This is a genomic window from Pseudomonas sp. PA-5-4B, from assembly GCF_021606215.1.
GTDB lineage: Bacteria > Pseudomonadota > Gammaproteobacteria > Pseudomonadales > Pseudomonadaceae > Aquipseudomonas > Aquipseudomonas edaphica.
Genome location: NZ_WKDB01000026.1, coordinates 21,986 through 43,360, shown reverse-complemented (window position 1 = coordinate 43,360; position 21,375 = coordinate 21,986). Strand labels below are relative to the sequence as shown.

The following is a 21,375-nucleotide window of genomic DNA, read 5'->3' as shown; positions in this document are numbered from 1 at the left end:
AAGGAAAGCCGCGATGACCTGGTCTGCCAAGCAATACACGATGTTTGAACAGCAACGCACCCGCCCGGTCCGTGACTTGGTCGCGGCCATTCCCAATACCGATGTGCGTAGCGCCGTCGACCTGGGGTGCGGCCCTGGCAATTCCACTGAAGTGTTGGCCGAGCGTTTCCCGCAGGCGCACGTTACGGGCATGGACAGCTCCGACGACATGCTGGTCGACGCCCGCAAGCGCCTGCCGCAACTGAATTTCGAGCTGGCAGACATCGGCGCCTGGAGCCCAGGCCAGAAGTTCGATGTGATCCTCGCCAACGCGTCCCTGCAATGGTTACCTGACCACGCCACGCTTTATCCGCATCTGCTCGACCAACTGACACCCGGCGGCACCCTCGCCGTACAAACCCCGGACAACCTCGACGAACCTGCCCACCGGCTGGCCCGCGAAGTGGCGGCAGATGGCCCGTGGGCGGCAAAGATCGGAGCGGTCAAACACAATGAGCGGCACACCGCCAGTTACTACTACGAGCTGCTGAGCAAACATTGCAGCACCGTCGACGTGTGGCGCACCACCTATCAACACCCGCTGGCCGATCACGGGGCGGTGGTGGAGTGGTTCAAGGCTTCTGCATTGCGGCCGTTTCTTGCACCGTTGACCGATAGCGAAAAAGCCGCATTCCTACAGCAATACCAGGCGCGTATTACCCAGGCTTACCCGGCTCTGGCTGACGGCACTGTATTACTGCCTTTTCCGCGTCTGTTCATCATCGCAACCCGCTGAGGGCCGCAAACAAGCGGTGGTCATTGCGCCGCCGCTTGCGCCTTCAAGTATTCATCCGTCGACACCACGCTGGCGTACCCAAAGGCCAGCGATGCCATATAAGCGCCATGCACCTGCGCCGCCGCAATCACCTGGCCATTGAATACCTGGTCGCGGGTCGCGCAGGCGTCATGAATCAGCGTGACCTGGTAGCCCAGGTCTGCCGCAGCCCGCACCACGGCGTCGATGCACATATGGCTCATGTTGCCGACCACCACCACGTCAGTGATGGCGCGTTGTTCCAGCACGGTGCGCAGGTTTGTCCCGCGAAACGCGTTCACAAAGTGTTTAAGTACCACCGGCTCATTACCCTCGTTGAGTACCTTGGCATGCAGGTGCGCGCCCTCGGAGCCTGGCGTGAAGAAGGGCGCGTCTTCGCTGGTGAACTCATGGCGCACATGGACAACGGCGTTGCCCGCCTGGCGAAACGCCTGCAGCACCTGCGCGGCCTTGTCCGCCGCGGCTTCCACGCCATCGAGCGGCCACTTGCCCTCGGGGAAGTAATCGTTCTGGATATCGATGAGGATGAGCGCTTGCTTGGCCATGGGTGTCCTTATGATGGTTGGCAGTGCCTTGCATCTTAGCTGGCCCGTCGCCATCCACGCAGCTGCTTTGATGGAGGCGTCGTGCAGAACACCGTCCGTTTAAACCCCTGTCGTGCAGAATAAAACAGGCCTAGTGCCATCGCTGTGTCAGTAACTGTTTGATTTAACGGCCATCCTCCCCAGCCTTGCCTTGGCGTGATCCATGCAACCTTCCTCGCACACACATGGCAGGATCGCCAAGGGGGACGCATGACCCCGATTCAACGCAAAAAACGCGTAGTCGCCCACTCCACAAGAGAAGGGGCGCCGCAGCATGAAGTCGAAACCAATCGCGCCCTCGCGCGCTGGCTGGCGCAGATCCTTGGGCTTAAATTCGGCGGCAGCTATGACCCGCAGTTACACGCCGGTCTCGACTTGTATGTGTTACCCACCCAAACCCTGGTCGGCCCCGCTCAAGCGCGACCGCTTAATATCAGAGGGCCGGAAGATCTGTGGGGCGGTTATGTCGATCACGCATTCATCTGTACCAAAGCGATCACCCACGGCCTGCTAAGTCCTGACGCCACGGCGCCTGAAGGCTGGTCGCCAGCGTTCTGTGAGCGTGTGCGCACGGTTGTTCTCGACGGGCTCAGCGTGTTTGCCCTTGAAGACGCATTGCCTGCCGCCACGCGCTTGCTCTACAGCGGGCCGATTCGCATGAAACCGGTGCATGCCTGTGCCGGACGCGGCCAGGAAGTTATCCACAGCCTCGACGCATTCGAGGCTTTGCTGGCGCGACCCGAAGCGGCGCAGCTGTTCAACGACGGCGTAGTGCTGGAGCAGGATCTGCACGACGTCACCACCCACAGTGTGGGCCAGAGCTTTATCGGCGATCACGTGATCAGCTACTGCGGCGAGCAATTTCTCACCCAGGACGGGCACGGCGAAGAGGTTTACGGCGGCTCGACCTTGCTGGTGGTGCCCGGTGGCTATGAAGATCTGCTTGAGCTCGATTTGCCCGACGATGTGCGCGAAGCCATCCAACAAGCCCAGGTCTTCGACAGTGCCGCCGATGAGGCCTACCCTGGTTTCTATGCCTCGCGGCGCAATTACGACATTGCCCAAGGCCTGGACAGTGACGGCCAACGCCGTAGTGGCGTGCTCGAACAATCCTGGCGCATGGGTGGGGCCAGCAGCGCGGAAGTCGCGGCGCTGCAAAGCTTAATCAATAACCCCGGCCTGCGGGCGATTCATGTGTCCTCGGTAGAGACCTATGTGGACCAACCGCTGCCGGCGCACGCTATTGAGGTGTATCGCGGCCCGGCCGAAAACAGCGACTTTCTTCTCAAGTATGTGACGGTTAAATCTTATGACGGCTAGAAGCGAAAGCATTGCGATCGATATTGACGACGAACAGATGAGCGGCACCTTCCTGAGCCCAAAATCCAAAGTCCCCGGCGTTTTGTTTGTGCACGGCTGGGGCGGCAGCCAGGAACGCGACCTGGAGCGCGCCAAAGGCATCGCGGGCTTAGGCTGCGTGTGCCTGACTTTCGACCTGCGCGGCCACGCCGGCACCGGCATTCCCTTGTCCCGCGTCACCCGTGAAGACAACCTGTGCGATTTGCTGGCGGCCTATGATCGGCTGCTCTCACACCCCGCCATCGACACCTCGGCCGTGGCCGTGGTGGGCACCAGTTATGGCGGCTATCTGGCGGCGATTCTCACTTCATTGCGGCCGGTACGCTGGTTGGCGCTGCGCGTGCCGGCGCTGTACCGCGACCAGGAGTGGCTCAAGCCCAAGCGCGACCTGGATAAGGCCGACCTGATGGATTACCGCAGCACCCTGGTACACGCCGAGACCAATCGCGCCCTGCATGCCTGCGCCAAGTTCAGCGGTGATGTGTTGATCGTCGAGTCGGAAACCGACGACCACGTGCCCCATGCCACCATCATGAGTTACCGCGCGGCCTGCCAGAACACCCATTCGCTGACCCATCGGATCATCGATGGCGCCGATCATTCGTTGAGCGACCCGGTGTCGCAGCAGGCCTACACCTCGATCCTGGTGGACTGGATTACCGAGATGGTGGTGGGGGAGCGGTTGAGCATTATTCAGTCACGATAGTGGGGTGCCCTTTAGGGCCTCATCGCGGGCAAGCCCGCTCCCACAGGTTGGAATGCATACCAAGTGTGGGAGCGGGCTTGCCCGCGATTGCGATCGAACTGCCGACACCGTTCACGCCGGTGTTTTCTTGACCCGCAACGCCTTGGCCTTGGCCTCCACCGCCAGGTACATCACCACCGCCACCAACAGCGGCAAAATAAAATAGATCGCCCGGTAGGCAATCAGCCCTGCAAGCAAACTGCCCCGCGACGCCTCATGCTGCATCAGCCCGATAAACACTGCTTCCAGCACACCGAGCCCGGCCGGGATATGGGTGATCACCCCGGCAATCGCGCTGATAAGCAGCACGCCCAATACCAGCGGGTAGTCCAGCTTGGCGGGCAGCAACGTAAAGATCACCGCCGCCATCAACGACCAATTCAACGCACCGAGTGCCAGTTGCAAACAGGCCATGCGCAACGACGGCAAGTTGATCTCGATGCCCTTGATCGACCACGCGCGTTTCTTTGCAAACTGGCACGCCGCCAAGTAACCCAGGCTGGCCAGCACCAGCAGCACGCCAATGCCTTGCAACGCGTCGCTGCTGACCTTCCAGCCCGGCGGCATTGTCACCAGCCCACTGCTGAATACCCCTCCGGCCACGGCCATATAGCCAAACCAGTTGGTGGCCAGGCTCAGCCCAAGAATCTTGGCGATATTGCTGGTGCTCACCCCGAGCCGCGAATACAGCCGATAGCGCATGGCAATGCCGCCGACCCACGCGCTCAAGTTGAGGTTGAAGGCGTAGCTGATGATCCCGACCGGCAGGATCTGCTTCCAACGCAAATCCTGGCGAATGTAGGTGCGGCCGATCAGGTCGAAGCTGGCGTAGACAAGAAAGCTGCAGAGCGTCAGCCCACCGGCGATCAGCAGCGTGCGCAGCTTGAAGGCCGCCAGCGTTTGCAGCACTTCGCTCCAGTCGATGCGCCGCGCGAGCAGGGTGAACAGCACAATCAGCAGCAGAAAAAACGCGATCGTCAGCGGTTTCTTCCAGCGCTTGAACCGCGAGCCGCCGCTTTCAGTGCTCATGGGTGTGGCTCTCGAAAGGCTTGAGGCGCGGTTTGTGTGCTGGCAGCCAGCCCGTCAGCGCGGGGAAGTGCCGCATGACATGGAACACCAAAAAGCCCACGGTCAATCGCCATAACCACAGGCGCGGCTTGCGCTTTTCCGGCATGGTCCGGCAATGATTGCGCGCCAGTGTTTCCAGGCTTTCGTACAGCTGTTGATTGAACGCGCGATCACGAATCAGCACGTTGGCTTCCAGGTTCAGCGACAGGCTCAATGGGTCCAGGTTGCTCGAACCCACAGTGCTCCAGTCGTCATCCATCAAGGCCACTTTGCCATGCAACGGGCGTTGGCAATACTCGTGAATCACTACGCCATCCTTGAGCAAATAGTCATACAGCATGCGCGCGGCAAGCTTGGCCAGCAGCACATCGGGTTGGCCCTGCATAATCAGTTGCACCTGTACGCCACGTCGCGCGGCATTGCGGATTTCACGCAGCAGGCGATAGCCTGGGAAGAAGTAGGCGTTGGCAATCACCACGCGTTTTTGCGCCTTGCTCAAGGCGTGTATATAGGCCTCTTCGATATCATCACGGTGTTGCAGGTTATCGCGATAAATCAGGCGCACCAGGCCGTCGTCGGTGTGCGTCGGCCACAGCGATGGCCGTTGCTGGCGCCGTCGCCAGCCGCGTCGCGTGCGCACCTGGCGGCCACTTTGGGCGAGGGCGAAATGATGCAGGTCCGCCACGGCCGGGCCGCTTACCTGCACGGCATAATCCTGCTTGGCTTCGGGGCCGAAATCACCCAAGTGGTCGGCAGAAAAATTGATCCCGCCGATAAACGCCACGGCGGCGTCCACCACCACAATCTTGCGGTGCAGGCGACGGAACCAGTTGGTGCGAATGCCCACTATCTTCGCTGCCGGGTCAAACATTTGCACCGTCACCCCGGCCTCGGCCAGCTCACCGAGAAAGGCAGGGCTCAGTTCGCCGCAGCCAAAGCCGTCGAGGCTGACGATGACCTTTACGCCACGCTGCGCCGCCTCAATCAGGATGCCTTGCAGCTCATGGCCAACCTTGTCTTCGAACAGAATAAAGGTCTCCAGCAAGATCTCCCGCTGCGCCCGGCGCATGGCCTCGAAGACGGCGGGAAAGTACGCCTCGCCGTTCTCCAGCAGCTCAATGCGGTTGCCCGGTTGCCAGCCGTAATCCAGGTCGCGGGCCTTGGCATCATCCGGTGGCTGGTCGGTGGCAATGTGTTCCACGGCGACATTCATAGTTCGATCTCCACCGACAGCGGCACGTGGTCTGACAGGTGAGACCAGGGCCGCGTCGTCAGCGCCCTGGGGTTATGCACCTTCAGGTTACGCACATAGATGCGATCCAAAGGCAGCAATGGCAGGCGCGCCGGAAAGGTGCGCGCCGGTTTGCCATGGGCTTCGATAAACACTTCCCTGAGCCCGCTTTGGCTCAGGTCGGCCTTGTGGCGCCAGTCATTGAAATCACCGGCGACGATCAGCGCCGCGTCAGCCGGAATCTCGGCAATGCGCTGCTCCAGCAAACGCAATTGCTGCTGGCGATGCACCTCGCGCAGGCCCAGGTGCATGCAGATCGCATGCACCTCTTGGCCGCTGCCCGGCAAGCGCAGCACGCAATGCAGCAGGCCACGGCTTTCATGGCCGCTCTGGGAGATGTCGAGGTTGTCGTAGCGGATGATCTGGAATTTGGACAGCAGCGCGTTGCCGTGGTCGCCATGCGGGTAGACCGCGTTGCGGCCGTAGGCGAACTGCGGCCAGATGCTGTCGGCGAGGAACTCATACTGCGGCATCTTCGGCCAGTCGCTGTAACGCTGCGGGTGCCGCTCATGGGTGCCGTGGATTTCCTGCAGGAACACCATGTCGGCGCCCACGCTGCGCACCGCCTCACGCAACTCGGGCAGGATGAAGCGTCGGTTCAACGCGGTGAAACCCTTATGGATATTCACCGTCAGCACGGTGAAGCGGGTGATGGCGGTGCTGGGCGTAACGGGCACCCAGTCGGCAATCGCAGCCATGATCGCTCCTGTGGATAAGTAAAGGGTGAAGCCTGTGTTATTGGCTGATGTTATTGGCTGACTGCGGGTGTTGACGGAAAGTTTCGAGTGACCTACAGGCGGTGCTGTTAACCGATCGTTCCCACGCCCCGCGTGGTAACGCAGCCCGGGACGCTCCGCGTCCCATGGACGCAGAGCGTGGGAACGATCAGCGCTCAAACCCGTCAGTTCCTTACAGACCCTGCTGAAGGAGCCCGGTGTTTTGCTGAATCTAAAGACTGCATTACTGCTCGTCGCGCTGTTGGTGTGTGGCAATGGCGCGCTGCAAGCCGCGGCCGCGGCCCCTGCGGCAGCTGAGGCTCCAGCCAAGCCGGAGTTGCTGGTCGAAGGTGGCCTGCTCGGCGCCATCAGCTCCAGCATTGACGATGTGCAAGACAAACTCGACCTCAACCAGAACCTCATCGACGCCTGGCGCCTGCGCGCCGACCGTGCGGCGGATGAAGTCGGGCGGCTGGTCGATCAAACCGCCCAACGCTCGCCGTGGAGCGTGGCCGGTGACTTCCTGCTGCTGTCCGGGGTGTGGGTCGGCGCCTTTGCGGCACTCACGCTGCTCGGGCGCTTTAGCGTGCAACGCCTCGGTCGGCGGCGTTTCGTTGCACAGCGCGAGCGTCTGCAGGGCGTTCTTGGCTACGTGGTGCCCTACACGATTCCAGCCCTGATCTGCCTGCCGCTGACGCTTTACGTCAGCCACTTTTTACCCAGCTCCATAGGCCGTGCGCTGGCGCTGTGTTTTGCCTATGCCACCAGCAGCGGCATCTTCTCCACGTCGATGCTGTTGTGCGTCATCGTCATGTTCAACGTCGGCCACAAACGCCCGGCTGTGCAGATTATTCGCAACTATTGCCCCAAGCCGCTGTTCCTGATCGGCTTTCTCGCCGCTCTCAGCGATGCCCTGACCAGCCCGCAGATCGCGCGCCAGTTGGGCGGCAATATCACCAGCAGCATCGCAGTGTTTACCGGCCTGTTTGCAGCGGTGATTTTCGGCGTGCTGGTGGTGCGCCTGCGCCGTCCGGTCGCGCACCTGATCCGCAATCGGCCGCTGGCCCAGCGCCTCAAACACCCGGCGCTGCAGCAATCGCTGCGAGTGTTTTCCGGGCTGTGGTATTGGCCGATTCTGTTGATGGTGCTGGTCTCGGCGATCAACCTGATCGGCGCCGGCGACGATAACCAGAAAGCTTTGCGTTGCGCGCTGTTCACCACGATTCTGTTGATCGGCACAGTGTTTCTCAGCACGGTGTTGCAACACCTGTTCAAGTCCCGCAGCCAGGTGGCGATCCAGCGCAGCAGCGCCTACAAAGAGCGCTTCCTCAGCCTGCTGCACGCAATACTGCGCATCGCCATGGCCATCGCGTTTATCGAAGTCCTTGGGCGTATCTGGGGGGTGTCGCTGTTCGAATTTGCCCAGCGTAACTCGGTAGGCCGGGCGATCAGCGATTCTCTCAGTAGCATCGGCCTGATCCTACTGGTGACCTGGCTGTTCTGGGTGGTGCTCGACACGGCGATCCAGGAAGCCTTGAAGCCGCCGGTCAACAAGCGCTCCAGTCGCCAGCCGAGTACACGGGTCAAAACCATCCTGCCGTTGTTGCGCAATGCGGTGAAGATCGTGCTGGTGGTGATCTGCGCGATCACCACCATGGCTAACCTGGGCATCAATGTCGCACCTCTGCTGGCCGGTGCCGGTGTGGTCGGCCTGGCCATCGGTTTTGGCTCCCAGCAGTTGGTGCAGGACGTGATCACCGGCCTGTTCATCATCATTGAAGACACGCTGTCGATCGGCGATTGGGTAGTGCTCGACTCCGGCCATGCCGGCACCGTGGAAGGCCTGACCATCCGCACCCTGCGCCTGCGAGACGGCAAGGGGTTTGTGCACTCGGTGCCGTTCGGGCAGATCAAGGCGGTCACCAACCAGTCGCGGCAGTTTGCCTATGCGTTCTTCTCGGTGCAGTTCACCTACGACACCGACGTGGACAAGGCTGTGGAGCTGATCCGTGAGGCGGGGCAGTCGATCCGCGACGATGTGTTCCTCAAGTACAACCTGCAAGGTCCGCTGGAAGTGTTTGGGGTCGACAAGATGGACCTCAACGGCGTGGTGCTGACGGCGCAGTTCCGTACCGTGTCGGGCGGGCAATATGCTGTGAGCCGGGCGTTTAACCAGCGCCTGAAAAAACTTGTGGATAACTGTGATGAGGTGCACTTCGCGCAAACTTATCCACAGCAGGTTTGGCTGCCCAAGCGTTCGGCGCATGTGGATGAGGCGGGTGAGGAGGTGCCGGGTGCGGTGGTGGTGACCGAGCAGCACAGGCCTCAATGATGTAATGACTGTTCCGGCCTCATCGCAGGCAAGCCAGCTCCCACCGTTGGAATGCATTCCCCTGTGGGAGCCGGGCTTGCCCGCGATGAGGCCGGCAAGGTCCATACAGGTATCAGCGCCTGATCAACCTCTCCTGCACCGCCTGCAAGTCCTCCTCCAGCAACACCTGCTGCTTACCCGCGACCATCACCGCCGCCGGCAAGCCATCGCGATACACAATCCGATTGCCGCTCACCGCCGGCACTTTGCTGCCTGGCAACAAGGTGCCCACCAGGTTCAATGGGTCCGCCCCGCACACCGCGATCAAACTGCCGTCATGTGGGCGACGGCGTACCTCGCGTAACAGTGGAATCGCTTCCGGCAGCGCAAACTGTTCCCCGGCCAAACCACTCACAAACCGCCCGCCGCGAATCTCACCCCGCGCTTCCAGGCGATGGAAGGTGCGCAGCAATTCGCGCCAGCTTGGCAGCCAGTCGGCCTCCCGCTCCAGCAACCGCCAGAACACCACGCCATAACGGCGCAGCAGGGTCATCGCCACATGCTCCAGGGTCTCGGCCGAATGCGGGCCGGCGGCGCTGGGCGAGCGGCGCAACAAGGCCCAGCGCCCGGCGTCGTCCATGCCGCCAATAAACGCCCCGCGCCCACGCCGGCTGCTGCGTGCCTGGCGTTTGCTGGCGGGCGTGGTCAAGGCCCGCAGCCCGGCAAAGCTGTCGGCATTCACCAGCCCCGCGCCCACCAGTTCCTGCAAGGCGGTTTCCAGTTCGCTGCGCAGCAGGTGGGCTTCATGCACCAGTTCGTCGAAAAACAGCGCGCCGTGTTCACGCAGCGCCAGGTGGACTTTTTGCGCCTTGGGCGACAGCGTGGTGCTGTCGGTCGGTTCGGTCAGCCCGCTCCACAACGGCACTTGGCTGCGCGGCAGCAACACCACCGGCGTACTGCGCAGTGCCAGGGCGCCGGCCTTGTGGCTCAGGCGCGTCCATACCAGTTTGCCGCTGCGGCACAGGTCGTCGAGCCAGGTGGAGGAATAGTCCTTGAGCCGCGCACTGAGCAAGTCGCTGTCCCAGGCCGAGGTGGCGGCGGCGTAACCTTCGAACTGCCCGACAATCTGCGGCAACATTGCGCTGCCCTGGCCGCGAGTACCGTCGGACAGGTGCTGCCAATCGAACAGAAAGCGCATGAAATCCTGCAGCGCCACCGGCTCGATTTCCCGGCGCAGGCGCTTGACTGTGTAGCGATGGATACGCGCGAGCAAATGCCGCTCGCACCATTGTTCCTGGGTGGCGCCGGGGCTGAAACGGCCGCGCAGCACATAGCCTTCCTGCTCCAGGCGCGCAAGTGCCTGGCTGATATCCGCGACCGGCAGCGCCAACGGCGTGGCGATCTCGACCAGACTCAATGGGCCGAAACCGCCGAGGCGCGCGCGCAGCACTTCGGCCAGTGCATCGTCAAAGGTCCAGGGCTCATCGAAGCCCGGCAACAACGGCAAGTCATTCGGATAGATCGCTTGCAGGCAACTCAAGCGCTCTACCGCTACCCACAGGCCATTGTCCAGTTGATGGGCGCGCCCGCCCTTGGCCAAGGCATGCAACCACTCGGCCCATTGCGGCGTGACTTCGTTGTCGGCGATACAGGCCAGGCTCATCAGCGCTTCATGCATTTCATCCAGGCCATTGGGCGCGGGCCAGGCTTCTTCACGCACGCCGGCAATGGCCTCGGCGTCCAGCGCGCCGAGGTCGTCGGTACTGCGAGGGTCGCTCCAGCGACGGTTGAGCACGGCCTGGGTGCGGCGTTCCTCCAGCGGTGCGTCGTCGAGAAAAGTGTAGGGCCGCGCGCTGAGAATTTCGGCGGCCATGGGCGAGGGCGCAGGCAGGTCGCGGCTGATCAGGCGCACTTCGCCGCGCTCCATGCGCCGCAACAGCGTCAGCCAACCTTCGCTGTCCATGGCTTCGTGCAGGCAGTCGTCGAGGGTTTGCTCAACCAGCGGGTGTTCGGGGACTTCGCGCTCGCCGGCGAGGTTTTCCAGGCAGGCAATCTGGTCGGGAAACACGCTGGCGATCAGGTCTTCGCTTTTCATGCGCTGGATCTGCGGCGCCACCTTGCGCCCGCCGGTGTAGCGCGGCAACGCCAGGGCCACACCGGCATTCCAGCGCCAGCGCACGCCAAACAGCGGTGCATCCAATACGGCCTGAATCAGCAGGTGTTCGGCGCTGTTGCTGTTCACATAGCGCCACACTTCATCCAGCTCAAAACTGTGGCTGGTGGACAGCGACAGCACGATTGCATTCTCACTGGCGGCTGCCTGCAATTCAAAGTTGAACGTGCGGCAAAAACGCTTGCGCAGCGCCAGGCCCCACGCACGGTTGATGCGGCTGCCGAACGGCGTGTGGATGATCAACTGAGTGCCGCCGGACTCATCGAAAAACCGTTCCATGATCAATGTGTCCTGGGACGGTAATGCGCTCAGCGCCAGGCGCGCACGGGCCAGGTAATCAAGGATCTGCTCGGCGCTGGCGCGGTTCAGGCCAAGGCTGGCGGTGAGCCAGTCTTGCGCGGGTTGCAGGTCACCGGGCGTGGTGCTGAGCAGAGCGTCCAACTGCCCCTGAAAACGTGCGACTGCCGACGACAACTCGTTGCTGCGCCCCGGTGCTTCACCCAGCCAGAAGGGGATGGTCGGCGGCTGGCCGTGGGCATCTTCGACACGTACCTTGCCGCTTTCTACCCGCAGGATTCTGTAGGACGTATTACCGAGCTGGAAGATATCCCCGGCGATGCTCTCCACCGCGAAGTCTTCGTTGACGCTGCCGATGTTCAGGCTCTGAGGCTCCAGCAATACGCTGTAGTCGGCGTTGTCGGGGATGGTGCCACCGCTGGTCACGGCGGTGAGTTTGGCGCCACGGCGGGCGCGCAGGGTGTGGGTCACGGCGTCACGGTGCAGGTAGGCACTGCGGATGCCCTGGCGGCCGTTATAGCCGTCGGCGAGCATGTGCAGCAGTGCCTGGTAGTGGCGTTCATCGAGTGCGGCGTAGGGCGAGGCGCGACGGATGAGGTCCAGCAATGCCTGTTCCGGCCATTCGCGGGCGCTGACTTCGGCGATGATTTGTTGGGCCAGCACGTCCAGCGGGGCGATGGGGATGTGCAAGGTGTCCAGTTCGCCGCGCCGCACGCAGTCGAGCAGGGCGGCGCATTCGATCAAATCATCACGGGTGGTGGCGAACAGTCGCCCCTTGGGCGTGCCGCCGACCTGGTGACCGGAACGCCCGACCCTTTGCAGAAAACCGTTGATGGAGCCGGGCGAGCCGATCTGGCACACCAGGTCGACCTCACCGATATCAATCCCCAACTCCAGCGACGCGGTGGCGATCAGCACTTGCAGTTCACCGGCCTTGAGCCGTTGCTCGGCGTCCAGGCGCAGCTCTTTGGCCAGGCTGCCGTGGTGCGCGGCCACAGCGGTCTTGCCCAAACGCTCGCTCAAGTGCCGGGCCAAGCGTTCGGCCAGGCGCCGGGTGTTGACGAACACCAGCGTAGTGCGGTGCTTGCGGGCCAGCGTGGCGAGGCGGTCGTAGACCAATTCCCACACATCGTTGGCCATCACCGCCGAGAGCGGCACCGGTGGTACTTCGATATCCAGGTCGCGGGGGCGTGCGTGGCCGATATCGACGATGGCGCACTCACGCCCGCTGCCGACCAAAAAGCGTGACACCGCCTCGATAGGCTTTTGCGTGGCCGACAGGCCGACGCGGGTCAACGGCTCGCTGCATAACCCTTGCAGGCGCTCCAGGCTCAGGGCCAGGTGGCTGCCGCGCTTGCCGGCGGCGATGGCGTGGATTTCGTCGACGATCACCGTGCGCGTGCTGGCCAGCATCTGCCGACCGGAGTCCGAGCCCAGCAGCACGTAGAGCGATTCCGGCGTGGTGACGAGGATATGCGGCGGCCGTTTGCGCATTTGTGCGCGGTCTTTTTGCGGGGTGTCGCCGGTGCGCACGGCGGTGCGAATAGTCAGCGGCGGCAAGCCCTGCGCCTGTAATTGCGCGGTGATGCCGGCCAGCGGGTTTTGCAGGTTGATCTGGATATCGTTGGACAGCGCCTTGAGCGGCGACACGTACACCACCAGCGTTTCGTCCGGCAGTTGCCCACCGTTGGCCAAGCCTTGATGCACCAGGTCATCGAGCACCGCCAGGAACGCAGTCAGGGTCTTGCCGGAGCCTGTGGGCGCGGCGATCAAGGTTGAGCGGCGTTGACGGATCAGCGGCCACGCCTGGGCCTGGGCGCCGGTCACCGAGGGAAAGGTGTTGCCAAACCAGGCACTGACGGCGGGGTGGAAGCCGTCCAATACCGTGTCGGTTGATTCAGGAAGGTTCATCTATTGATTGATACTGCCCATGCCAACAAGTTGCAATCAGGTACTTTGTCCGTGACGGTTGCGCTACAAACCCGCAAAATGCAACGATTCTGGCAACAACCTACGGCAAGGCGCACACGCCTGCCGATAATAACCATCGTTCCAAACAGACCGGGCCTGCTCAATCTATGCGAATGCGCCTTATGTTACTGGGCGGCGGGAATGCCCTCGGGCAGGCGCTGATTCGCCTCGGTGCAGAGGAAGACATCGGTTTCCTCGCACCTAAACCGCCCCAAGACGGCTGGGATGCCGCGAGCCTCACCCAATTGCTCGACGACACCCGTCCCGATGCGCTGATCAACCTCGCCTACTATTTCGACTGGTTCCAGGCCGAAGCGGTCAGCGAAACGCGTTTGGCCGCGCAGGAGTTCGCCATCGAACGCCTGGCCGAACTGTGCCAGCACCACAACATCACCTTGCTGCAACCGTCCAGCTACCGCGTGTTCGATGGCTCTCGTGCCACCGCCTACAGCGAAAAAGACGAACCGGTGCCCCTGGGCTTGCGCGGCCAGGCGTTATGGCGGATCGAGCAGAGCGTGCGCGCCACCTGCCCGCAACATGTGCTGCTGCGCTTTGGCTGGCTGCTGGATGACAGTGTCGATGGCACCCTCGGGCGCTTCCTGGCCCGTGCCGAAAAGCCGGATGAATTGCTGATGGCCGATGACCGGCGCGGCAACCCGACGCCGGTGGACGATGCGGCGCGGGTGATCATTTCAGTGCTTAAACAGCTCGATTGCGCGGCGCCGCTGTGGGGCACCTATCATTACGCCGGCCACGAAGCGACCACGCCGTTGGCGCTGGGGCAGGCGATCCTTACTGAAGCGCGCAATTTTCATCCGCTGGCGATCGAGTCGCCCACCGCCCAGGCCCACGCGGCCCGGCCGGATGCGGCGGACGAGCCGCAGCACGCGGTGCTGGCCTGCAAGAAAATCCTCCACACCTTCGGCATCAAGCCACGGGCGTGGCGGGCGGGGTTGCCGGCGTTGCTGGATCGGTTCTACCGACATAGCTGAAGGCAACACAAAAAAATGTGGGAGCTGGGCTTGTGTGGGAGCTGGCTTGCCTGCGATAGCATCACCGCGGTATCACTGATACACCGAGGTGCCTGTATCGCGGGCAAGCCCGACTCCCACACAAGCCCAGCTCCCACATTGGCATATGCCGTGTTGTTTAGAACTTGTAACCAATACCCACCATGTAAACCATCGGGTCAACATCCACATTGACCTTGGCGCGTGTGCCTTGGCCCAGCGCATTGTTATCCACAGTCGCCTTGGTGCTGATGTCGATGTAACGCGCCTGGGCGTTGATCATCCACTTGTCGTTGATCATGTAGTCGGCGCCGATCTGCGCGGCCCAGCCCCAGGAGTTTTCAGCCTTGAAGTTGCTGAAGCCAGCTTGTTCGGCGCGGCTGCCAACGTGCTCGTCGTAGATCCAGGTGTAGTTGATACCGGCGCCTACATACGGCTGGAACGCGGACTTGTTGTCCAGCGGGTAGTACACGACGCTCAAGGTCGGCGGCAGGTGCTTGAGCGTACCGAGCTTGCCGTTGGCGGCGCCCAGGGCGGTGTTCTTGATCTTCACGTCATGCTCGAACGGCGTGGCGGCCAGCAGTTCGATACCGATGTGGTTGGTGATCATGTAGGCGAAGTTGAGGCCCAGTTGGGTGTCGCTGCTCATGGTCGCCTTGCCGCCCAGGTTGGTGCCGGCCAATGGCCCCTGGTCAACCTTCACATGGCCACTGTCTGCTTTCGGGTTCACGGTGATTGCACCGGCACGAATCAGAATGTCACCCGCTTCGTGAGCGTGTGCGACAGGGGCGGCGAGGGCAAGCGCGAAGAGGGACGCGCCGAGCAGAGACTTGTTCATGGGAGCTCCAAAAGGACGTTTAAAAGTTGTACGTCCAATGGTAAAGATCGTTCCGTTCGATCTTTTGACTCAGCTCAATGAAAGCTCGATCAGCGTTACTCCTGCAGTTCGTAGACGTAAATCTTCTCGGCATCCATCTGGTAACCGGCGTCGGCCAGCTCACTGGAAGACGGCTTGACCTGCATCGCACCTTCGATCCAATACGGCTGATACAGCTCATCAAGCTTCACGCCGACTTCGCTTTTTACATGCACGATCTGGTTCGACGGCGGCGGCGGTACGTGGATGCACGCGCCGAAATACGGCACCAGCAAAAACTCGGTGGTGCGGCCTTCTTCGCTGACTTCCAGCGGCACGATATAGCCCGGCAAACGGATGTGCTTGCCGTTCAGGCTCTGCACCACCGGCGCGTTGGGCAGTTCCTGTTTGGCCGCAGGCGCCGCTTCCACCGAGAGCGCATCAGCCATGTTCGACAGGTCGTGCAGCGGTTTCATATTGGGGATTTCCGGCGGCGCGTCCGGTGGAATCATTTCCTGCCACGACAGGTCCTTGGGCTGCTCGTCGGCCCAGGCGGGCACCACCACCAGCAGCAACAGCGCAAACAGGGCACGACGCATCGACTGCTTCCTCATAAACGTATGGACAGGCCATCGGCCAACGATTGCCGATAGGCGCGCCACGCGGGCACGCTGCCCATCAACAGCGCGGCGGCCAGGATACCGGCGAGCAAGGTCCATTCATATTCACTCGGCCACGACATCGGCAGGTCCAGGCCGTAGTTGGCCTGCAAATACCCGCGCGACGCGGCGATGCACACGTACAGCAGACCCACGCCCGCCACGACGCCCGACAAAGCCAGCGCGAAGGCTTCGAAGATCAGCAGTGTCGCAATGTGCCACGGCCGTGCGCCCACCGAGCGCAAAATCGCCATCTCGCGGCGGCGTTCATTGAGGCTGGTGAGGATCGCCGTAAGCATACCGATCAAGCCCGTCAGTACCACGAACAGCGAGATCACGAACAGCGCTTTTTCGGCGGTGCCCATCATGCTCCACAGCTCTTGCAGCGCCACGCCCGGCAGGATCGCCAGCATCGGCTCGCCTCGGAATTCATTGATCTCGCGTTGCAGCGCGAAGGTGGAAATCTTGTTGTTCAGGCCGAGCATAAACGCAGTGATCGCTTGCGGCGTGAGGTCCATGTTGCGTGCCTGGTCGGCACTGATACGGCCTTTGCCCTGGGCCGGCACGCCGTTGTGCCAGTCGATATGGATCGCCTCCATACCGCCGAGGCTGATGTGCAGCGTGCGGTCCACCGGCGTGCCGGTGCGCTTGAGAATGCCGACCACGGTAAACGGTTTATCGTCGTGTTTGACCAGGCTAACCACTGCTACACCGTGGGCCAGCACCAGCTTGTCGCCGAGCTTGTAGTGCAGCGCATCCGCCACTTCGGCGCCGAGCACCACTTCGAATGGGTCAGTGGCGAAAGCACGGCCGCTGGCCAGTTCGAGGTTCTGCTTGCGGCCATATTGGTAATGCTCGAAGTAGGACGCGTTGGTGCCCATCACCCGATAGCCACGGTGCGAGTCGCCGAGGGAAATCGGGATCGCCCATTTCACCTGCGGGCTGGCGGCGAAGTGCTCGAAGCTGTCCCAACGGATGTTATTGGTGGCGTTGCCGATGCGGAATACCGAGTACAGCAGCAAGTTGACCGAGCCGGAACGGGCGCCGACGATCAGGTCAGTGCCGCTGATGGTGCTGGCGAAACTGTTGCGCGCTTCCACACGCACGCGTTCCACGGCGAGCAACAGGCACACCGAAAGCGCGATGGCGAAGGCGGTGAGGATCGCGGTAAAGCGGCGGTTAGCCAGGCTGGCCATGGCTAGACGGAACAAATACATCTCAAACCTCTGCGGGCGTGGCGGCGCGATTGAGTTCGGCCAGCGACAGGTGGCGGTCGAACAGCGGCGCGAGGCTCTGGTCATGGCTGACGAATAACAGACTGGCGCCTGCTTCGCGGCATTCGGCGAACAGCAGCTGAATGAACGCTTCGCGGGCGTCGTAATCGAGGGCTGAGGTGGGTTCGTCGGCGATCACCAGTTCCGGTTGGCCGATCAAGGCGCGGGCGGCGGCAACGCGTTGTTGCTGGCCGATGGACAGCGAGTCGGCACGGCGTTCCAGCAGGTCTTTGTCCTTCAAGCCCAAATGCGCCAGCAAGGTCGCGGCGGCCTGGTCGACGCTGCCGTGACGCTGAGTTGCCCGCTGCGCACGCAGTTTGGAAAAGTGACACGGCAGTTCGACGTTCTCGCGCACTGAGAGAAACGGCAGCAGGTTGAATTGCTGAAAAATATAGCCGGTGTGATCGACGCGGAAGCGGTCGCGGGCACCGGCCGAGAGTTCGGTCAGCTCCTGGCCGAGCAGGCGAATGCTGCCACGGCTGGGTTTCTGTACGCCGCCCAACAGCCCGAGCAAGGTGGTTTTGCCACTGCCGCTCGGGCCTTTGAGAAACAAAGTTTCCCCCGCTTCCAGGCGGAACGCGGGGATATCCAGCAACTGCGGGTGGCCGGGCCAGTTGAAGCCCAGGTCAGACAGTTCGATCAGTGCTTGGGTCATGTGAAATCAATATCGCCTGGTTGTAGAGCGTGGCGCCGATCCAATGTGGGAGCTGGCTTGCCTGCGATGACGGCGGCACATTCAATATCGATGTGTCTGTTATACCGCTATCGCAGGCAAGCCAGCTCCCACATTGACCGTGTTTCAAATCAGAATTTAAGAGTGGCGGTCGTGGCCGTCGCTTCAACACCTTGCTGGCCGCTTGGGCCGATCAGTTGTACCTGAATCTTCTGGGTGGCAGGGAAGGTCTTGAACACTTGGGTCAGGTCGAGGTTGCTCAGCGCGGTCGGCGTGGCGCAGGTGAACTGGTAGTGCGCGTGGATTTCGCTGTGGTCGTGATGATGTTCGTGGGCGGCAGCGCCTTTGCCGTCGGTGGCGTGGTCGTCATCGTCCTCATCATGGTCGGCTTCAGGCTTATCGCCAAACAACGGGCTGTTGAGTTCCTGGGTGCTGATCACACAACCGGCAGATTTGGGCAGCTTGAACAGCGCCTGTGGGTTTTCCAGCTGCTTGCGTGCGGCGGCGACCTTGGCTTTGTCGGCAGGCGTGGTGGCCTTATGTTCAAAGCCCACAAGGTTCATGGCCGGGCTGTCGAATTCCAGCTCAAGCGCCTGGCCGTCGAGTACCGCATTGAGGCGGCCGACACCATGTTCGTGGGCACCGAGGCTGCCGTGTTCATGCTCATGATCGTGTTCATCGGCGGCGTGGGCGATGGCCAGGGGCAGCAGGGCAAACGGCAAGGCAAGCAGCAGACGGCGCATGAGAAAGCTCCATAAGATGAAAGTTTTGTTATGTGATCTTATAACAATATTCGCGCCAGTTTGAACGCCCGCTTGGCGTTGCGCAAGTCGCGTGGGAGCATGCGGGTCGGAAAACTGCGGGAGTAAGAGCGATGTTGCGAATTCGTGGAACCGTCGGTGACTTGCCGGTGGATTTGACCCTGGAACTCGATGACGGCGATTGGGCGCGCCTGGGCGAGCACTTGCAGGCAACACCGGCGCCGAGCGCGCCGGCTGTTGCGCCGGTCAAACACAACGATGATTTGTGGCAGAACGCCCAGGATCTGTTGCGCAAGGCCGGGCAACTTAATGGGCTTGAGTTGCTTGATCAGCTTGAAGGCTTGGCCGGTGATGCAGCCTCAGGCAAACGCCTGCTGGTACGGCTGCGCCACAGTGCCAGTGTGAAAGTGGCCAGCGGCGGGGATACGCCGCTGTACAGCTGGATCGGCGATTAATACAGCGCGGCGAACAACTTGCGACGGTACACCGTGACCAGCGGGTGGTCATTGCCCAGCAGTTCGAACACCTGCAGCAACGTCTTGTGCGGCAGGCCTTCGCTGTAGCTGCGGTTGCGGATAAACAGCTTGAGCAGGCCTTCCAGCGCGGCGTCGTATTGCTGGCGCGCCAGTTGCTGAATCGCCAGTTGATAGGCTGCTTCATCGTCCTGCGGGTCTTGCGCCAGGCGGCTTTTCAAGTCGGCGGCATCCGGCAGGTCGGCGGCCTGGCGCAGGAAGGTGATTTGCGCCTTGGCGCCGGCGAGGGCGGCTTTGTGATCGTCGCTTTTCACCGCGTCGAGTACAGCCTGAGCTTCGCCCAATTCACCGCGTTCGGCCAGGCAACGTGCATACAGAATCAGCGCGGCGGCGTTGGTGTTGTCCTCGCCCAGCAGCGCCATCAGCACGGCCTCTGCATCGCTGATACGGCCTTCGGCAAACAACGCCTGGGCCTGTTCCAGCGGGTCAGCCGCCTTCGGTGGCGGCATCTTTACGTGGGGTTCCAGCATCGCTCGCACGGCTGACTCCGGTTGTGCCCCGGCAAACCCGTCCACCGGCTGGCCGTCCTTGAACAGCACCACCGTGGGCAGGCTTTGAATGCCAAAACGCGCGACGATGTCCTGCTCGGCCTCGCAATCGACCTTGGCCAGCAGCAACTCGCCCTGATAACTCTCGGCGATTTTCGCCAGCATCGGCATCAATGCCTTGCACGGCGCGCACCACTCGGCCCAGAAATCCACCAGCACGGGTTTTTCGAATGAGTTCTGAATCACTGCCTGGTCGAACGTAGCAGTGGTGGCGTCGAAGATGTACGGCGTGGGCTCACTCATGGGGCGTCTCGAATAAAGCGGGAATGGGGCAACTATAAGGGCTGGCGAGGTTGGCTGAAAGCATGATGAGTTCAAGCCAGCCCCTACTGGAGAATGCGCTCCACTGTGGCGAGCAGGCTTGCCCTGCGTTGGGCTGCGAAGCAGCCCCAAACCCAGTCGCTGAGTACTTTCAGGAAAAATGCAGTGCCTTTACTGGGGCCGCTTCGCAGCCCAACGCAGGCGGTGCGACGATTCGACAAGCCTGCTCGCCACAACAGCCCACTTACAACAGACTTCGTGTTAACCGGTTGTGTAGATACCTATGCCGCGATGGCCTCAAGCGCGCCGCGAATGGTACAGGCTCACTTTGCGAAACTCCCAAGGCTCGGCCAGGTCCGGCAGCGTCAGCGCATCGAGGATGTCCAGGCGCTGATACGCCGGGTGCTGGAAGTCGCGCACCCGGGAGTCGGCCACCAGCGCTTCATGGCCACGCGTCAGGAAGTGGTCGAGCAGCGGCAGGTTGGCGCGGTCGTAGAGCACGTCGGCCACCAGGATCAGGTCGAAGCGGTCGGCCTCGGCAAAAAAGTCGGCTGAATAACTCAGCGCTACACCATTGAGTTCGGCGTTTGCCCGGCAAGCGGCCAAAGCCAGCGGGTCGAGGTCGCAGGCCACCACTTCCAGCGCGCCCGCTTTAACCGCAGCAATCGCAGCCACACCGGAACCTGCGCCAAAATCCAGCACGCGTTTGCCCGCCACCCACTCGGGATTCGCTGCCAGGTAGCGCGTCAGTGCCAAACCGCTGGCCCAGCAAAAACTCCAGTACGGCGGTTCATGCAGGATGCGCCGGGTCTCTTCCTGGCTGAAGGCACGGTCCATGTTGCCTGCGTCCAGCAGCCACAACGACAGTTCGGTGCCCGGCAGCGGGCAGGGCACCAGTTGTGCGTCGCCGATCAGTTCGCTCAGGGCGCGTTGCAGGCCCAGCGGTGGCGTCATGGTGCCCGGACGAGTTGCAGAGGGCCGGTGGTCTGGGTGATCGCCTGGGTGATACGCACCGCAGGCAGGTGCAGGATCAACTGGCCGGACTGGCTGGCGCGACCGCGCAGTTCAACCCGTGCACCGGCTGGGAAAGCCTCTGGGTTAAAACGCAAGCGGAAGGCCAGGGGCTTGCCGTTGCCGGTGAGTACGCTGCTGGCGAGCAGTTGTTGCGGGCGGTTGCGCTCATCGATTACCAGCAGGGCCAGTTCGACTTCGGCATTGGCTGGCACGCCATTCAGAGTGCCGTTGATTTCCCGTTGGTAAGCCGGCAAGGGGCCGAGGTCTTCAATGCCGGGGACTTTTTTCTCTTGGGTAGGCGCGGGTTGTGGTGTCGACGGTTTTGGGGCTTCGCTGCTACAGGCGACCAGAAAACTGAACAGGGCGAGTAAAACAAGTGGTCGTAACTGCATGTACGGCTCCAGAAAGGACAAAATCCGTGGCTTAAAAAATATGAAACATAATAGTCAGCCTATAT

Annotated in this window: 19 protein-coding genes; 6 read left to right on the top strand and 13 right to left on the bottom strand. The window is 62.0% G+C overall.

Features of this window, described 5'->3' with window-relative positions:
• Positions 1-13: 13 nt before the first annotated feature.
• Positions 14-775: a trans-aconitate 2-methyltransferase gene (gene tam, locus GIW28_RS14855; protein WP_236445972.1), complete on the top strand. Its 762-nt coding sequence runs from the start codon at positions 14-16 to the stop codon at positions 773-775.
• Between the two features lie 20 nt (positions 776-795).
• Here tam and GIW28_RS14850 read toward each other — a convergent pair whose 3' ends face one another.
• Positions 796-1,359: a cysteine hydrolase family protein gene (locus tag GIW28_RS14850; RefSeq protein ID WP_099547544.1), complete on the bottom strand. Its 564-nt coding sequence runs from the start codon at positions 1,357-1,359 to the stop codon at positions 796-798.
• Between the two features lie 249 nt (positions 1,360-1,608).
• Between GIW28_RS14850 and GIW28_RS14845 the strand changes: the two genes are divergently transcribed.
• Positions 1,609-2,718: a DUF3182 family protein gene (locus GIW28_RS14845; RefSeq protein WP_017135975.1), complete on the top strand. Its 1,110-nt coding sequence runs from the start codon at positions 1,609-1,611 to the stop codon at positions 2,716-2,718.
• Positions 2,708-3,463, top strand: a complete 756-nt coding sequence (locus tag GIW28_RS14840; protein WP_236445970.1) for an alpha/beta hydrolase family protein — start codon at positions 2,708-2,710, stop codon at positions 3,461-3,463. Before GIW28_RS14845 ends, GIW28_RS14840 begins: the two co-directional genes overlap by 11 nt.
• Positions 3,464-3,574: 111 nt before the next feature.
• On the opposite strand, the gene GIW28_RS14835 is transcribed toward GIW28_RS14840, so the two are convergent.
• Genes GIW28_RS14835 through GIW28_RS14825 form a run of 3 tightly spaced genes read right to left on the bottom strand, consistent with a single transcriptional unit; the run spans position 3,575 to position 6,559 of the window.
• A complete protein-coding gene (locus GIW28_RS14835) occupies positions 3,575-4,531 on the bottom strand; it encodes a lysylphosphatidylglycerol synthase domain-containing protein (RefSeq protein ID WP_177033899.1) in 957 nt (318 codons plus the stop codon).
• Complete coding sequence (gene clsB, locus GIW28_RS14830) at positions 4,521-5,783, bottom strand: cardiolipin synthase ClsB (RefSeq protein WP_236445968.1); 1,263 nt, start codon at positions 5,781-5,783, stop codon at positions 4,521-4,523. The genes GIW28_RS14835 and clsB overlap by 11 nt, the downstream gene beginning before the upstream one ends.
• Positions 5,780-6,559 carry an endonuclease/exonuclease/phosphatase family protein gene (locus GIW28_RS14825; RefSeq protein ID WP_138449343.1) on the bottom strand — a complete coding sequence of 260 codons (780 nt, stop codon included), beginning with the start codon at positions 6,557-6,559 and terminating at the stop codon, positions 5,780-5,782. Before GIW28_RS14825 ends, clsB begins: the two co-directional genes overlap by 4 nt.
• 241 nt (positions 6,560-6,800) lie before the next feature.
• Here GIW28_RS14825 and GIW28_RS14820 point away from each other — a divergent pair, with 241 nt between their 5' ends.
• A complete protein-coding gene (locus GIW28_RS14820) occupies positions 6,801-8,909 on the top strand; it encodes a mechanosensitive ion channel family protein (RefSeq protein WP_236445965.1) in 2,109 nt (702 codons plus the stop codon).
• A 112-nt stretch (positions 8,910-9,021) separates the two neighbouring features.
• Here the strand turns inward: GIW28_RS14820 and GIW28_RS14815 are convergent, their stop codons facing one another.
• A complete protein-coding gene (locus tag GIW28_RS14815; RefSeq protein WP_236445963.1) occupies positions 9,022-13,269 on the bottom strand; it encodes an Lhr family helicase in 4,248 nt (1,415 codons plus the stop codon).
• A 167-nt stretch (positions 13,270-13,436) separates the two neighbouring features.
• Here GIW28_RS14815 and GIW28_RS14810 point away from each other — a divergent pair, with 167 nt between their 5' ends.
• A complete protein-coding gene (locus GIW28_RS14810; protein ID WP_017135982.1) occupies positions 13,437-14,321 on the top strand; it encodes a sugar nucleotide-binding protein in 885 nt (294 codons plus the stop codon).
• A 157-nt stretch (positions 14,322-14,478) separates the two neighbouring features.
• Here the strand turns inward: GIW28_RS14810 and GIW28_RS14805 are convergent, their stop codons facing one another.
• From GIW28_RS14805 to GIW28_RS14785, 5 genes are all read right to left on the bottom strand, one after another.
• Entirely contained in the window at positions 14,479-15,177 is a 699-nt protein-coding gene (locus GIW28_RS14805) for an OmpW/AlkL family protein (protein WP_017135983.1), read from the bottom strand.
• 95 nt (positions 15,178-15,272) lie between these two features.
• Complete coding sequence (locus tag GIW28_RS14800) at positions 15,273-15,794, bottom strand: DUF3299 domain-containing protein (RefSeq protein ID WP_056861907.1); 522 nt, start codon at positions 15,792-15,794, stop codon at positions 15,273-15,275.
• A gap of 11 nt (positions 15,795-15,805) precedes the next feature.
• Positions 15,806-17,071, bottom strand: a complete 1,266-nt coding sequence (locus GIW28_RS14795; protein WP_056861908.1) for an ABC transporter permease — start codon at positions 17,069-17,071, stop codon at positions 15,806-15,808.
• 1 nt (position 17,072) lies between these two features.
• Positions 17,073-17,783 (bottom strand): ABC transporter ATP-binding protein, encoded by a 711-nt coding sequence (locus tag GIW28_RS14790; protein ID WP_236446717.1) that lies wholly within the window; start codon positions 17,781-17,783, stop codon positions 17,073-17,075.
• A 149-nt stretch (positions 17,784-17,932) separates the two neighbouring features.
• Positions 17,933-18,544 carry a DUF2796 domain-containing protein gene (locus GIW28_RS14785; protein WP_236446719.1) on the bottom strand — a complete coding sequence of 204 codons (612 nt, stop codon included), beginning with the start codon at positions 18,542-18,544 and terminating at the stop codon, positions 17,933-17,935.
• Positions 18,545-18,675: 131 nt separating this feature from the next.
• Between GIW28_RS14785 and GIW28_RS14780 the strand changes: the two genes are divergently transcribed.
• Positions 18,676-19,017: a hypothetical protein gene (locus GIW28_RS14780; RefSeq protein ID WP_017135988.1), complete on the top strand. Its 342-nt coding sequence runs from the start codon at positions 18,676-18,678 to the stop codon at positions 19,015-19,017.
• Here GIW28_RS14780 and trxA read toward each other — a convergent pair.
• From trxA to GIW28_RS14765, 3 genes are all read right to left on the bottom strand, one after another.
• Positions 19,014-19,886, bottom strand: coding sequence for a thioredoxin (gene trxA / locus GIW28_RS14775; protein WP_236446720.1), 873 nt, complete (start codon positions 19,884-19,886; stop codon positions 19,014-19,016). The genes GIW28_RS14780 and trxA overlap by 4 nt on opposite strands.
• Positions 19,887-20,201: 315 nt before the next feature.
• Positions 20,202-20,858, bottom strand: a complete 657-nt coding sequence (locus GIW28_RS14770) for a class I SAM-dependent methyltransferase (RefSeq protein WP_236446722.1) — start codon at positions 20,856-20,858, stop codon at positions 20,202-20,204.
• The gene (locus tag GIW28_RS14765; RefSeq protein WP_099547553.1) at positions 20,855-21,310 is read right to left on the bottom strand and encodes a YbaY family lipoprotein; all 456 of its coding nucleotides are present in this window, start codon (positions 21,308-21,310) and stop codon (positions 20,855-20,857) included. Before GIW28_RS14765 ends, GIW28_RS14770 begins: the two co-directional genes overlap by 4 nt.
• Positions 21,311-21,375: the final 65 nt, after the last annotated feature.